Source organism: Paenibacillus sp. 203, from assembly GCF_037027525.1.
GTDB lineage: Bacteria > Bacillota > Bacilli > Paenibacillales > Paenibacillaceae > Paenibacillus > Paenibacillus polymyxa_B.
Window position 1 is genome coordinate 180800 of sequence record NZ_JAXCHD010000005.1, and the last position, 13919, is coordinate 194718.

Sequence of the window (13919 nt, forward strand, 5' to 3'; positions counted from 1 at the left end):
TGGACGTCGTTTTTTTAGATAGTGGTCAATAATAGTGATGAATAATAAATGAAAGAGTGATGAGATGAACCGCCTTTTGGAAGTGAAGGACTTAACGATATCTTTCAAGACCCGTCAGGGACTAGTGCAGGCCATTCGTGGCGTAAACTTTCATGTCAATAAAGGAGAGACGCTGGCGATTGTGGGCGAATCCGGCTCAGGCAAAAGCGTAACCTCACAAGCTGTTATGAAGTTGATTCCGACCCCTCCGGGCATCTATCAAAAGGGTCAAATTATGTTTGACGGACAAGAGCTGATTAATAAAACAGAAAAACAGATGCAAAAAATTCGTGGTAAGGAAATTGGACTGATTTCTCAGGACCCAATGACTTCGCTTAACCCGACGATGAAAGTCGGCAAGCAGATCACGGAAGTGCTTTTCAAGCATGAAAAAATATCCAAGGATGCTGCTCGCAAGCGGGGTATTGAGTTGCTGAATCTGGTAGGTATTCCACATCCTGAACAGCGTTTTAACCAATATCCGCATGAATTTAGTGGCGGTATGCGTCAACGTGTCGTCATTGCGATGGCATTGGCTGCTAATCCGAAACTTCTGATTGCCGATGAGCCGACGACAGCGTTGGACGTAACGATTCAAGCTCAAATTTTGGAGCTGATGAAAGATCTTCAGAAAAAGATTGATACTTCCATCATCTTTATTACGCATGACCTCGGTGTTGTGGCGAAGATGGCGGACCGTGTTGCCGTTATGTACGCAGGACAAATCGTGGAAACAGGTACGGTTAATGAAATTTTCTACAACCCGAAACATCCATATACATGGGGCCTTCTCGCTTCTATGCCAAGTTTGGACAGCCATGGTCAGAAGCTGGCAGCTATTCCGGGGACGCCTCCGGATCTGCTTCACCCACCTGTAGGGGATGCTTTTGCAGCCCGCAGTTCTTATGCTATGAAAATTGACTTTGAGAAAGAGCCTCCACTCTTTCAATTATCCGATACGCATTTTGTAAAATCATGGTTGCTGCATCCAGATGCGCCTGCGGTTGAGCCACCAGAAGCGGTAAAGGCTAAACTTCGCAAGCTGGATAACGCATTTGAAAAGCCGGTTTTGGTAGAACAATACGGCAGTTAATGCGCAACGTAATTTATAACTAAACCAATGAGAAATAAAAAAAGGCTGTTCTCTCCGTGTGGAATCATTCTACGGAGGAAGCAGCCTTTTTGGTGTAAAATCGCAGGGTTGTATGCGCCTGTGGTTATTGGTATTAGCGGGCAGAGTTTACAGCTTACCGGAACCGGCTTGGGAAGTGACTTCTGCCTTCACACTGGCGGATGGGGAAATTTTATCGTTCAGCGATGGTTTCCAGCCTACAGAGGAGCTAAGACCCACGCTGGAGCCTGCGTTAACAGCTTGTCCATTCAGGATTGTGCCCGTATCTGACAGGGCAGTTCCTCCAAAGACAGTCACGATTTTAGCTGCAGATAAACCGGCAACGTCAATGACATTGTTTTCGGCGAAGATTTTGGAGGATTTACCTGCACCCCATATATACAGTGAAGGATATTCGGAGCGTTTTACATCACCTGTATAGTAATTGTTGTACAGATGGACTTGTCCATACCGTACACGTGGTGTGCGTTGTACCGTGTTTTCATAATAGTTGTGATGCAAGGTTACACGTAAAGCTCCTTCATCTGCTGTTTTGCTGTCACTGTTGCCAATAATCGACGATTTATCATGATCGTAAAAATGATTGTAAGAAACCGTAACCAGATCGCCTTGGTTGATCACATCGAGAAGTCCATCATGATGCTGGTATTCTTGACCGTAAAAGGTGCCATTTTGGCTATCGGGGTGAGACCCATCATTGAAGGTATTGTGGTCTACCCATACATGTGTGGCGCCGTTAACTGTAATACTGTCATATTCCGAATTCCAATTGCCTGTGCTGCCGTCTGTTGGGTCCCACTGAGGGAAATAATCGTAGGCATCCTGAAATTCGATATTACGGATAATAACGTTGTCTGTCCCTTTTTTCAGCTGGAGGTTTGCACCGTTAATGACGGCGTCGCTACCCAGCCCGACAATGGTTGTATTGGACGGAATATCAATAATAACACGACTGGCTTGATTTTTTTGTGAAGCCTCACGTGCCTTTTCCAAAGTGCCGGACGGAGCCTTTTTCCCCCAGGTGGATGGGTCATACGCTTTGAGGTAGGCGTCAAAATTATATTTAGGGTCCTTGTAGTCGTCCAATCCTAACGGTTTATTATTGTCATCGACGTTGGCATTGATCGTGCCTTTGACATAAATAATTTTAGGCGCTGTGTTGCTGCTTTTGCCTAAGGCATCGACAAGTTGCTTTCGATTCGTTACGGTGAAAATATTGGAGGTAGTCGCCGTAGCTCCACCTGTTGTGCCTGTAGAAAAGGCTGCCCATCCGTTTTTGCTGCCGAGCGTCTCCTTGCCAATATCGCTGGCTGCATGAGCAGGTGCACCTATAGGAGCCAGAGTAGTGAACAGTAGAGCCGCTGCGATTCCGAGTGAAAATCTCTTTTTCATAAAATACCTCCGTATATTGGATTAATGGAGTAGATGAACGAAGGGAGTCCCGGGTGCTCCTGTGGTTTCTACATTTTCTATCATACTTTGTGTTCCAGTATTTGTTAATATAATAAAAGTTACATACTAAAAATTTTGTCGAATTTTTTATATAATTCAATATACCCCTTCTTTTTCCAATCAAGACGTATATGTAAAAATGAAAACGTTAACAATCACACGGAATAGGAAATGTATATATGAATATATGGAATTGTTTATGTGTTTTTCTCAGAATGTTAACGATTTCATTTCGATTTATAGATTATTGAAGAATCCTCAGGTAAAATGGCTTGTAATAAAGCTGAGGAGGAATGGGCATCATGGCAGAGCATTTAGTAGATATCTTGAAGTTGTTGAAGCAAAAAGAGTGGGTAGATTTGTCTCACGCTTTTTATCCTGAAATCCCTCATTTTCCAGTATTCGATAATGTTCAGGTGGATACCCTGTTTACCCACGACGATGGCTTTTTTGTAAAACAATACTGCTTTCCCGGTCAGTATGGGACTCATATTGACGCACCCGTTCATTTTGTGAAGGGCAAACGTTACTTGCATGAGCTTTCGTTGAAGGAACTGGTTTTGCCGCTAGTTGTCATTGACCGTTCAGCAGCCGTTGCAGCCAATTCTGACTATGAACTTACGGTTGCGGATATTTTGGACTTTGAGAAAGAGCATGGACGCATTGCTGATCAGTCCTTTGTCGCTTTTCGCAGTGATTGGAGCAAACGTTGGCCTGATTCAGATGCCTTCTCAAACAAGGACGACGCTGGAGATGCACACTGTCCGGGCTGGTCGCTGGAAGCGCTACGCTTTTTGGTAGAAGAACGGAATGTAGCTGCCATCGGACATGAAACACTAGATACTGATTCCTCTGTAGCTTATCGCAATGCTGGCAAGCTGGCAGGGGAATATTACATATTGGAGCAGGATCGGTATCAAGTTGAGGTGCTGACGAATTTGGACAAGCTGCCCCCGACGGGCGCGGTTATATATAATATCGTTCCGAGCATTCAAGATTCCCCTGGATTTCCGGTGCGCTCCTTTGCTATTTTGCCTTAATCATACAGTACCCAGTCATTTGAAAACGATTATATAATCATCTTGAACTAAAAGACCGATTCAGATATCGACATCTGAATCGGTCTTTTCTAGCTTATATGGGGTAATGTACAGCGTGAATGACCGTTCAGTCCATCTTGAATCAAAATGATGAAACGTCTTAAGTGATAATCGTTACGGTAGGGGCAGAGATGGTGGGCTGAGTTGATATGGTGGAGGTTGTACTGCTAAAATCTGTTATTTCTATAACAACTGGGACACCTGGTGTAATATCTACGGAGGCAATGACCAAACTTGCTGTGGTTAGAGTGAATAAGGAGCTCTGCTGAATAACTCCGTTAATATAATAATTAGAAGAATCCGTAGCCGCTAATGTCGGCAAAGCAACAACTGGAGCATCTGCGTCATCTACAAAACTTGCGGCAGGAACAGTTGTTGTTGTTGCGCCGATCATCCCGGCTGTAATGGTTGCAAAAAAGCGAGTCGTGGCTGGGGCTATAGTAGTGGTTACGGCACCACCTGTTGACACTGGAGCTGTAGCTACTGCTGTGAACACAGGTTTTATGATTGGCATAGTTCTCATCTCCTTTCTTTACTGGTAATGAGCCATTCGCTGGCTCATAATCAATAAATGATTTTTCAACCTATTTGGAAACGGCATATTAACCTTTCTATTAATAATAGGGTAAATGGAGAAGCCCTATTTTGCTACAAATATAAATGGAAGCGGATACTTGGGATCGGCATGCTACAAATGCCTAAAACCCTAAAGGGGGATATGCATACAATACATAAATAAGCATGTGAGAAGGAGGTGTATACGGCTGGTATGAGGAGACGCGATTCATCACTAAGAAGGCAAGGAAAGAGAACCGTACATTGCAAGATCAACAAACGTAAAAAGTGTAAAACAAGTTATTCATTCAAAGGTAGAACAAAAACGGGCTTCCATGCCAAAAAGCATCGAAAACTAATCATGCAACGACGGTGTAGAAATATTCCTGTCAAGCGGAGGAAAAGAATGGGCCAGACAGGAAAGCGAGGTGTTCCGGGTTCGGCAGGAGCACAAGGCATTCCCGGTTTGACAGGGTTACAGGGTGAAACTGGTTTGACAGGAGTACAAGGCATTCCAGGTTTAGCAGGAGCGCAAGGCATACCGGGAACTGCGGGAGCACCGGGAGTCCAAGGAATACCAGGAATACAGGGTCCAGCAGGAACACGGGGAGCGCCAGGAGTGCCAGGTCCGGCTGGAGTTCAAGGTATTTCAGGTGCAACAGGTGCACCTGGCCCTACTGGAGCACAGGGTATAGCGGGCCCTACTGGAGCCCAAGGTATAACAGGCCCAACCGGCCCGGCAGCTGACATTTCAAATATTGAAATTGTTCCTACGGCTGAGCGGTATTTTTATTTTGCGCCTGCTACAATTGAATCTTCAATCACGATTATGGCAGATCAATTTTCAGTAGATGGTGTACAGGAGGTCTTTCAGCGTTTTAATGTCGGAAGCAACAGTTACGCCAATCTATACATTAATGGCATGATACAAGAAAGCACATTGTATAGCCTAACACCTTCATCGCTGACGATTCGCCTTAACGAAGGAGAGGCAATTCTCTCCGGCACACCTATTATTGTGGAAATTGTCCAATTTAGTGTGCGATCCAGTGGATGATACGGTTTGCGGTGAGGCAACCCAGAGACAGATACAGCTGTTTCTTGGGGCAACGAGCCTTTGCGTCTGACATGCCAAAGCTGAAGACCGACTTTGGAGCCTTGGTCATGGATAGCTTGCACGATTTTTTTGCAGCGGGGAAATGTGCTCGTCGCTCCATAGGCTAAGACTGCCTGAGTCTTTTCCCTGCTGGGTGACTGCGTGCATCTCAAGCATAATGAGTCCCACCTGTTCTAGCGCCCGTTTTATTCGATTACATATCTATTTTATATGAATAAAATGGGGTGATACACGTATGATTTAAGGTATTTATAATCATTCACTTATAAAACATATATTTTAGGTTAAAACCAATATATTTTAAATGAAGGTATGAAGGGGGAATGAGCCTGCATAAATATAATTTGCATTTTAGTTAGTTATCGCTTACTATAAGCTTATGAATAAGAAAACACATATAGACAGCAAAAAGAAAGATATTCTGCAGGCAGCGATGTGCTTATTTGCAACCAAAGGAATTGACGGGATTTCAGTCAAAGAAATTGGAGAGGCTGCCGGTGTGACGGATGCCGCGATTTATAAGCATTTTAAGAGTAAAGATGCGATGGCTTTGGAAGTATTCGGGCAATATTGCAATAGCTACACCACATTAATTGACTTCTATCGCAAGCAGAGTGGGAGCTTTGTCAGTCGTTTCCATCAACTGGTGGATGAAGTGCTGAATATGCATGATGAGGACCAGTATGGCTTGCTTCTACTATCACAGCATCATGAGCTGTATGTTGAAGCAAGCCAGAGCCAAAATGTCCGTCAGCCGCTGGAGGCGTTGACTGAATTCATCGAACAGGGGATTCAACAAGGTGAACTGCCGAAGCAGGATGTCCAGCTATCCGGTGTGCTCATCATTGGAGCTATTACACGCTTGTCCGTGTCCAGCCTGGAAGGTGAACTTCCACAGCAGTTGGTCCCATTTGCAACAGAGGTCAAACAACGTTTAACTGCTTTATTAAGTAAAGGTCAGTAGTGACCTTTTCTTTTTAAATATAAAGTTAGTGTTTTCTAACTAAAAACATAATATGAAGGTAGGAATAGTTTATATGTCTAAAAAAATATTGGTAATTCAAGGGAATCCTGTCGCTGGCAGTTATGGAGAAGCGTTGGCTCAATCCTATGTAAAAGGGGCGAAGGCTGCAGGGGCAGAGGTTCGTTTGTTGCAGCTATCCGAGCTTGATTTTAATCCAAATCTATTAGGTGGATATCGTAATAAATTGCCGCTGGAGCCTGATTTGATTCAAGCACAGGAGTCGATTAAATGGGCAGAACATCTCGTTTTTGTCTTTCCGATCTGGTGGGGCAGCTTGCCTGCATTAATGAAAGGATTCATTGACCGTACCTTTATGCCGGGATTTGCGTTTAAGTATCAAAAAGGAAAACCCCTGCCTGACAAGCTTCTAAAAGGAAGAACGGCCCGCCTCATTACAACGATGGACGGTCCACACTGGTACTACCGATTTTTCCAGGGACAGCCTGGGCATCGAATGATGAAGGATTCCACGCTGCATCTATGTGGTGTCAAACCAGTGCATTCTACTGCGATTGATCTCATGAATAAATTATCGGATCAGCAGCGCAACGATTGGCTGAGCAAGGTGGAGCAGCTGGGACGAAGCATGAGCTAGGTTTTCGCCTGCCTGCCCCAAATCCATTGGCTACAGGTAAACCATGGTGGTATCTGATCATAATTGACCTTCAAAAAGAAAAAACACCGCAATGGGAGCAACTGGCTCGCATTGCGGTGTTTGGAATCGCTCATGTTTGCAATCAACGTTAAATAAATATCGATGCAACGATTAAAATAAATCCGATCGCTAGACCGGCAGGGCCCCAATAATGCATAGGGATAAAAAACAGACTGTGCTGGGTTCCCATTCGATAACGTTGCCCCGTTTCCATATCGACTAGCACTTTGTCCGAGTCGGCGTTAAGCGCTTTTCCCAAGTACCAGATAATAACCCCCGACACAATGAACACAAAAGCCATCGGTAGCCGGGAATCTATGGAGTCAAGCCCTAGAGCGGATACTAAACTCCCGACAATAACAAATAAAATCCCTGGAATAACGATGTTTAAAATACCGAAACCCTTCCAAATAATCACATGAAATCTTCCTTCCTAAATTTAAATCCAACATATGTATTTATCGGTTAAAAGAGAGATTTAGTTTACAAAATGACCCATTCATTGTGGGATTTACAATGTGTAAAACTGGAAGGGATGTGTCAAAAAGGGGAGAAAAAGCTTAGTTTGCTATTTTTTTATTGTGTCGATTTTTGAAAAAAAATATGACCACCATTTAGCTATGTAGGTGGTCATATGATGAATTCAAAAATGTTCCTGTTAGTGGAACACTGTGAACAATTAATCAAGTTTATTGAGGAGCCTTTGCTCGAAGAAGATTTAATCCTAATCCGATGAAGATTATCCCGGTTATTTTGTTTAAATAGCTGCCAAGCCTTTGGTTGACTTTTATTTTTTGGGTAATGTAAGAGGAAAAATAGGCAATAAACAAGCACCATAATAATCCGGTGAACGAAAATGTAAGTCCTAAAATGATAAATGGAATGGGCCCAGAAGCCTTTGTATCAATAAATTGTGGAAGAAAGGCAATGAAAAACAAAGAAACCTTGGGATTTGTAAGACTGGTCAACATCCCTTGTAGATATGTTTTTCTGTTGCTGTGTTGTTTATTGGATTCAGATGCTCTAAAACTTGCATTTGTTTTATCTAATAGCATTCTAGCCCCTAGATAAACTAAATAAATAACTCCAATTATTTTAATCATGTTGAACAAGATAATTGACTTTGTAAGTATAATTGATAAACCAAAAGCAACTAACAACGTATGGATCAAAGAACCACTAATGATACCGAAAACAGAATACACACCGGCTTTTCTGCCCTGTGCAATGCTTCTCCCGATTATATACATGGTGTCTGCACCAGGAATTAGATTTAGGAGGATTCCAGTAAGCAAAAATACTTCATAATTTACGATTCCAAACATTTTGTGAGCACCACCTCTTCATTATGAAATACATTAAAAGGTAATGATAATTTAGTAAATAGCTCATTGTCAATCTTCAATATCTATTATACGTATATGTAAGTTTACCTAAAAAAACCGCTTTTCACCTCTTCATAGGTCTGGTATAACCTGATCCTGAAGGAGGGAAAGCGGCTTTTACAATGAGTATACTACGCGGAGCAGGCGATAGGCTTATTCGGCGGTCGCTTTCGCTTGTTCCGCTACGAAAACAACAGGCTTCATAATTCGACTCAGCATATCTTGCTTCGGACGATTCCAGGTAGTCCAGTCATCCAGCAGCAGACCGCCTGTGTCGCCGCTATTCGGATTCAGGGACCAGTACGTAAAGTACAGGTTGTTGGCACCAATATAGTCTACGAGTGCATTTTGCCATTTCCCCTCAGAAGAAGACAAATCAACATTACGACCGCCGAATTCACCGACCAGTACCGGAGCTATGTTTTGCTTGCTGATGTAGCCCCAGGTTTGATCCCAGATCGCTGGCAAGTTGGACGGGAAGGCCGGATCGTTGAACCATGGCTGCGAAGACACACCAGGGCCGTAATCATGTGGAGAATATACGACACGGTTCGGTACGTCCAGAACGACAGGATAGTTGGCTACACCTGTCAGGTTGCCACCCCACCAGTATTGGCTATTGTTGCCTTGTACATTGTGGTCTACACCTTCTACGAGAATCAGCCAATTCGGATTCACGGACAGAATCGCATTCCCTGCACGTTGTGCCGCCAGACGCCAGTCTGTGGAGGCATTGCCTGTGCCCCAGCTTGCTTGACCGTGTGGCTCATTGTGTAAATCCGCACCAATGACGGTAGGGTTGCTTTTATAACGATCAGCCAACATTTTCCAGTCGCTAATCCAGCGAGACTCAGGGTACTGGGATGTGTACCACAGCTCGGATTGCCCACCTGAGCTTGGACGGTGACGGTCAAGGATAATCTGAATGCCGCGTTGTCCAGCTTTTTCGATCAGCTTGTCCATAATTTGAATCGGAGTTAATCCGACCAGATCAGGGTTTTTGTGATAATCAATACTGTCTGGACGAGAACTGGAATCGAACAACTGATTGCTGTAAGGCAGACGAATCAGATTGTAGCCTTCTTTCTTCACTTGATCTAGCATGTCGTCCATTGAACGGCTCCACAGTCCATGCAAGGTATAATTAGGGGTTTCCAAACCGAACCAGTTCAGACCGTTAAATGCCGCCTCTTTCCCGGATTCGTCTACAATCTTGTTTCCTTGGGTGTGATAATATCCTTTCACACTGGCTGCATCTGCTGAAGCGGGAGTATAGCCATACAATGTGAAGCCCATTACGAGGGAGGCAATGACGAAAAATGTTTTTTTCATTCCTTTTTTCTTCATAATTCTGCTTCCTCCTTTATTTAAAAGAAATTGTAACCGATTACATTTTTATTTTATGTTGAAATCTTCCATCAAACAAGTTCATAAAATTCGTATCTTTCTAAGATTTCGTTCGAATTCAATAGATTCGTAACAACGGATGGTTAAGCTAAGTGTCCAGCTTTTGTGGGAGCGGTTGTTTATGGGCTGGATGGCTCGCTCTAACTCTTTATTTATTATATTTTCCTGCTGTAAAAGAAGGTATATAATAAAGTGAAATTCACTTTACATACAGGTTGCAGAATATATATTTGATAAAATAACACGCCTGACATGCAGAAAAAGAAAGGAGGGTAATTATGGTAACAACGATGAAGGAAGTTGCAGAACGTGCCGGGGTGTCGAAGAGTACAGTTTCGCAGTTTCTACAAAAGAGATACAACTATATGAGTGAAAACACCAAGAAGAAGATCGAGCAAGCGATTGAGGATCTCAGTTATATACCCAATGAGGTGGCACGTAGTCTCAAGCAGAAGAAGACCTTCATTGTGGGAGTTATTTCTTCAACCATTTTATCGAGATTTACTACAGAAGTCGTGCGTGCCATTGAAGATGAATGCCAACTGGAAAATGTCCAGGTCATTGTCTGCAATACCGATGATGATTCGCTCAAAGAAAAAAAGTATGTCCAGTCGATGATTGCTCGGCAAGTGGATGGACTTATCATTTTCCCGACGGAAGAGAACAAGAAATTATATGTTTCTCTTGTCAAGAATGGCTATCCTTTCGTATTTGTGGACCGAAAAATCGATGAAATCAGCGTAGACACAGTGCTATTGAATAATGAAAAGGCCAGCGAGCTTGCGGTTGAAGCACTCATTGAGCATGGTCATAACAAGATTGGGATTATCACATTCCCCTTAGGCAAAAAAGCGATCACTACACGAAGTGAGCGACTGTCAGGTTATCGAAATACGTTGGGCAAACATGACATCCCAGTGAATGAAAACTACATCAAAAGCGGCAGGTTGGATGAAATGCCTCATCTGATTGGACAACTATTCCACATGGAGAATCCGCCCACTGCAATTATTGCTACGAATGACATGATTTTGGAGCAGGTACTGATTTATGCAAAAAATAATCATCTGACCATACCTAATGACTTTTCCTTGATTGGCATAGATGATGTATCCTTTGCGTCTTTTTATAATCCGCCGATCACAACCGTTTCCCAGCCGAGTTTTGAAATGGGGAAAAGAAGTGCCAGGCTACTGCTGGAGAAAATTGATCAAAAAGAACAGGATCATAAGGAACTGTCAGAAATCATCCGAATGAATCCGGTCATTAACCACAGGGAATCTGTCCAAAAACTGAACTGAATGATTGAATAAGTCCTTTTTATCTTTTTGAAAACGTTTTTATGAATTCTATTGTAAAAAGGAAATAAAGAGCTATAATGATCTTATGATTCGAGTCATGAATAGCCTTTCATTTATGGTTGTCCTGAATTTAGTGATGATTGCGATTGAAGAGAGGGGGGGAATAGAGCTTAAACGAATAATGTATGGAGTAAGTTGTGATTTAATTCACAAAAAATGATTCTGCTTCTTTTTACATTCCCGGAAGGGAAATTTTTTTCGAGTATTACTAAATCGATTTAGTAAGAATGGAAAATAAATAAAAGAAAGTCGGAGATCACTATGGAAATGTTTATGAGCATTATCAGGGAGCCATCCATCATTATCGCGATTGTGACATTACTCGGCCTTATATTCCAGAGGAAGAAAGTATCAGAAATCATTACGGGAACTACCCTTTCTTTTATGGGTTTCACCATGATCAAGGTCGGCGGCGGAATTTTAGGTGGCGTTCTCACTAACTTCAGCCAAATTTTTTCTTATGCGTTCAACCTTAAAGGTGTCGTACCCAGCAATGAAGCCATTATGGCACTGACCATTGATCAGATCGGGGCGGATGCTGCGCTCATTCTCCTCTTTTCCATGATCCTTAACATCGTGCTTGCACGCCTGACCAAGTTCAAGTACATTTATTTGTCTCTTCACTTGATTTTGTTTATGAGCTTTGCCGCTACAGCCGTTATGAAAGGTCTGGGTCTCAGTTCGCTAACTACGATCATCGTCGGTTCTTTGGTAATCGGGAGCTATATGGCGGTGTTTCCTTACCTACTCCGAAATGCCAGCAAAAACATTATTAAATCGGATGAATATACGATTGCTCATGCTTCCATGACCTCATACATTCTAGGTACCTATTTAGGGAAAGTTTTTGGCAACCGTGAAAATGACACTGAAAATGTGAACATTAATGACCGCATCAGTTTTTTGCGCGACCCTAATGTTGCAACGACCTTGACGATGCTTGTGCTTTTACTGATATCTGGACTGGTTGCTGGTTCTGATTATGTCAGCAAATTATCGGATGGCAAAGAATATATCGTCTTTATCCTCGAACAGTCAGCTATTTTTGCTGCCGGCTTGTATATCGCAAAAGCAGGTGTTAAGCTGTTCACAACTGAAATTGTACCCGCTTTCAAAGGCTTCTCCCAAGTGTTCGCACCTGGAGCAATCCCTGGTGTGGATGTTCTGGTACTGTTCGATAAATCACCCAATTCCGCGCTGGTAGGCTTCTTGGTCAGCTTCTTCACAGGCGTTGTCTGCGTCTTTCTTTTTCCGTTTGTTGGATTGCCTGTCATTGTGCCGGGGATCATGGCCTGCTTCCTCGCTGGTGGTGCAGCCGCGATATTTGGCAATTCCAGCGGTGGTTTCAGAGGAGCTGTTATTTCCAGTTGTCTTAATGGATTCTTGCTCTGTCTGCTGCCGGCTCTCACCTTGCCGCTCTTTTCTTTTTTGGGTGCCGAAGGGGTAACGTTCGCCGATCCCGACTTTACTACCCTTTCCGGAGTACTTTGGCTTATTTTTCGCTGGTTTTAAACTAAATCGATTTATGAGATTTTTCAAAATAACTTATCTAAATCATTTGTGCTTAAAAAGAGGAGGAATTATCCATGTTTTTTAACGACCAAGATATTCAAATTGACATCGTTGACAGTAATACCACCCGGAAAGTGCTGGCCCACAGCGACCAGCTTATGTATGTCAAAGTGATGTTTGCTAAAGCCCAAACAGGGGAGATCCTGTTGCATAAGCATGTCCATGAACAAGTTACTTATGTAATAAAGGGAAGTTTTAAGTTCATGATCGATAATGGCGAAACCAAGGAAGTCCAGACCGTCAAAGAAGGAGACAGCATTCATTTTCCATCCGATACTCTTCATGGCTGTATCCCACTGGAGGATGGCGGTATTCTGCTAGATGCATTTACACCAGCACGTGCAGATTTTCTGTAAATCCCCTTACAAAATACGGTTTATCTACCCCGAGATCTGGAGGGATATACGAAGCCTTTCCACGGCAGCCAACTGAGGCGGATGATGCCTTCTGGCATGTCCGATACATTTCATTTTTATCTTTTTTAGAAGAAGACCTGCAAGTATGTTATATTTAACAAACGGCAATCGTGATGAACAGTAATATATTGATTTTTAGAAAAGGATGAGATGATTTTGGAAAACAACGAAACTCAGCAAGAATTTGCAGAAGTATATGAGCAGCTTAAAGTAGCTGCAAACCGAACCTCCGATTGGAAAACACGCCTAGCTGCGGTAAACGATCTGGGTGCATGGAAGAACCAGCAGACGATTGACTTGCTGACACACCGTTTGAATAATGATACAGTATATGCCGTTCAGGAAGCCGCTTACCGCAGACTTCAGGAATGGGGCGAGAATGTACAGCCGCCTGTGCGCAAAGAGGGTGAACTTGTTAAGGGTCTGACGAAGATTCTGGTGCGGATTAAAAAAAGCCTGCCAGCCGACCATACCTATAACGATTTTCGCGAGAAGCTGCACAAGATGAGAGTCGATATTTATGACATCTACGAAGGCGACAAGGGTGCTGAATTTGATCAGTGGCTGGAGCAAAAATGGGCTTCGTTATCTACAAGATAATGTCTGAACCCTGTAATTGAATGTGTATTTAAGGATCAATACTGGTGATGCAGACAGAGCCTTAACAAGGATAAGGGATTATCTTTGTTAAGGTTTTTTTAGCT

Annotated in this window: 15 protein-coding genes; 10 read left to right on the plus strand and 5 right to left on the minus strand. The window is 43.0% G+C overall.

Annotation, left to right across the window (positions count from 1 at the left end; all coding sequences use genetic code 11):
• Nucleotides 1-64: 64 nt before the first annotated feature.
• Entirely contained in the window at nt 65-1132 is a 1068-nt protein-coding gene (locus WA407_RS13170; RefSeq protein ID WP_013311421.1) for an ABC transporter ATP-binding protein, read from the plus strand.
• Between the two features lie 147 nt (nt 1133-1279).
• On the opposite strand, the gene WA407_RS13175 is transcribed toward WA407_RS13170, so the two are convergent.
• Nucleotides 1280-2563 (minus strand): pectate lyase family protein, encoded by a 1284-nt coding sequence (locus tag WA407_RS13175; RefSeq protein WP_336077516.1) that lies wholly within the window; start codon nt 2561-2563, stop codon nt 1280-1282.
• Nucleotides 2564-2925: 362 nt separating this feature from the next.
• Between WA407_RS13175 and WA407_RS13180 the strand changes: the two genes are divergently transcribed.
• On the plus strand, nt 2926-3663 hold the full coding sequence (locus WA407_RS13180) for a cyclase family protein (RefSeq protein ID WP_336077517.1): 738 nt from the start codon (nt 2926-2928) through the stop codon (nt 3661-3663).
• Nucleotides 3664-3823: 160 nt separating this feature from the next.
• On the opposite strand, the gene WA407_RS13185 is transcribed toward WA407_RS13180, so the two are convergent.
• Entirely contained in the window at nt 3824-4237 is a 414-nt protein-coding gene (locus WA407_RS13185) for a DUF4183 domain-containing protein (RefSeq protein WP_235308957.1), read from the minus strand.
• Nucleotides 4238-4684: 447 nt separating this feature from the next.
• Between WA407_RS13185 and WA407_RS13190 the strand changes: the two genes are divergently transcribed.
• From WA407_RS13190 to WA407_RS13205, 4 genes are all read left to right on the plus strand, one after another.
• Nucleotides 4685-5335 (plus strand): DUF4183 domain-containing protein, encoded by a 651-nt coding sequence (locus WA407_RS13190; protein WP_268820010.1) that lies wholly within the window; start codon nt 4685-4687, stop codon nt 5333-5335.
• Nucleotides 5336-5774: 439 nt separating this feature from the next.
• Nucleotides 5775-6359, plus strand: coding sequence for a TetR/AcrR family transcriptional regulator (locus tag WA407_RS13195; protein ID WP_254328743.1), 585 nt, complete (start codon nt 5775-5777; stop codon nt 6357-6359).
• 73 nt (nt 6360-6432) lie between these two features.
• Nucleotides 6433-7014 (plus strand): NAD(P)H-dependent oxidoreductase, encoded by a 582-nt coding sequence (locus WA407_RS13200; RefSeq protein ID WP_103049409.1) that lies wholly within the window; start codon nt 6433-6435, stop codon nt 7012-7014.
• Nucleotides 6972-7166: a hypothetical protein gene (locus WA407_RS13205; protein WP_254351073.1), complete on the plus strand. Its 195-nt coding sequence runs from the start codon at nt 6972-6974 to the stop codon at nt 7164-7166. Before WA407_RS13200 ends, WA407_RS13205 begins: the two co-directional genes overlap by 43 nt.
• Here WA407_RS13205 and WA407_RS13210 read toward each other — a convergent pair.
• From WA407_RS13210 to WA407_RS13220, 3 genes are all read right to left on the minus strand, one after another.
• Nucleotides 7163-7492 (minus strand): hypothetical protein, encoded by a 330-nt coding sequence (locus WA407_RS13210; protein WP_061828748.1) that lies wholly within the window; start codon nt 7490-7492, stop codon nt 7163-7165. The two genes, WA407_RS13205 and WA407_RS13210, sit on opposite strands and share 4 nt — an antisense overlap.
• Nucleotides 7493-7763: 271 nt before the next feature.
• A complete protein-coding gene (locus WA407_RS13215) occupies nt 7764-8399 on the minus strand; it encodes a LysE family translocator (protein ID WP_336077518.1) in 636 nt (211 codons plus the stop codon).
• A gap of 213 nt (nt 8400-8612) precedes the next feature.
• The gene (locus tag WA407_RS13220) at nt 8613-9806 is read right to left on the minus strand and encodes a glycoside hydrolase family 5 protein (RefSeq protein ID WP_254328744.1); all 1194 of its coding nucleotides are present in this window, start codon (nt 9804-9806) and stop codon (nt 8613-8615) included.
• Between the two features lie 338 nt (nt 9807-10144).
• Here WA407_RS13220 and WA407_RS13225 point away from each other — a divergent pair, with 338 nt between their 5' ends.
• The 4 genes from WA407_RS13225 (at nt 10145) to WA407_RS13240 (ending at nt 13815) form a co-directional block, all read left to right on the plus strand.
• The gene (locus WA407_RS13225; protein WP_336077519.1) at nt 10145-11167 is read left to right on the plus strand and encodes a substrate-binding domain-containing protein; all 1023 of its coding nucleotides are present in this window, start codon (nt 10145-10147) and stop codon (nt 11165-11167) included.
• Nucleotides 11168-11500: 333 nt separating this feature from the next.
• Complete coding sequence (locus WA407_RS13230; protein ID WP_336077520.1) at nt 11501-12739, plus strand: PTS ascorbate transporter subunit IIC; 1239 nt, start codon at nt 11501-11503, stop codon at nt 12737-12739.
• A 74-nt stretch (nt 12740-12813) separates the two neighbouring features.
• Entirely contained in the window at nt 12814-13155 is a 342-nt protein-coding gene (locus WA407_RS13235) for a cupin domain-containing protein (protein WP_023989787.1), read from the plus strand.
• Between the two features lie 216 nt (nt 13156-13371).
• Nucleotides 13372-13815 (plus strand): HEAT repeat domain-containing protein, encoded by a 444-nt coding sequence (locus WA407_RS13240; protein WP_013311410.1) that lies wholly within the window; start codon nt 13372-13374, stop codon nt 13813-13815.
• Nucleotides 13816-13919 lie beyond the last annotated feature (104 nt).

Bases quoted from the DNA above. Each gene is read 5' to 3' on its own strand.
- WA407_RS13170 (WP_013311421.1), top strand. From the start codon at position 65: ATGAACCGCCTTTTGGAAGTGAAGGACTTAACGATATCTTTCAAGACC.
- WA407_RS13175 (WP_336077516.1), bottom strand. From the start codon at position 2,563: ATGAAAAAGAGATTTTCACTCGGAATCGCAGCGGCTCTACTGTTCACT.
- WA407_RS13180 (WP_336077517.1), top strand. From the start codon at position 2,926: ATGGCAGAGCATTTAGTAGATATCTTGAAGTTGTTGAAGCAAAAAGAG.
- WA407_RS13185 (WP_235308957.1), bottom strand. From the start codon at position 4,237: ATGCCAATCATAAAACCTGTGTTCACAGCAGTAGCTACAGCTCCAGTG.
- WA407_RS13190 (WP_268820010.1), top strand. From the start codon at position 4,685: ATGGGCCAGACAGGAAAGCGAGGTGTTCCGGGTTCGGCAGGAGCACAA.
- WA407_RS13195 (WP_254328743.1), top strand. From the start codon at position 5,775: ATGAATAAGAAAACACATATAGACAGCAAAAAGAAAGATATTCTGCAG.
- WA407_RS13200 (WP_103049409.1), top strand. From the start codon at position 6,433: ATGTCTAAAAAAATATTGGTAATTCAAGGGAATCCTGTCGCTGGCAGT.
- WA407_RS13215 (WP_336077518.1), bottom strand. From the start codon at position 8,399: ATGTTTGGAATCGTAAATTATGAAGTATTTTTGCTTACTGGAATCCTC.
- WA407_RS13220 (WP_254328744.1), bottom strand. From the start codon at position 9,806: ATGAAGAAAAAAGGAATGAAAAAAACATTTTTCGTCATTGCCTCCCTC.
- WA407_RS13225 (WP_336077519.1), top strand. From the start codon at position 10,145: ATGGTAACAACGATGAAGGAAGTTGCAGAACGTGCCGGGGTGTCGAAG.
- WA407_RS13230 (WP_336077520.1), top strand. From the start codon at position 11,501: ATGAGCATTATCAGGGAGCCATCCATCATTATCGCGATTGTGACATTA.
- WA407_RS13235 (WP_023989787.1), top strand. From the start codon at position 12,814: ATGTTTTTTAACGACCAAGATATTCAAATTGACATCGTTGACAGTAAT.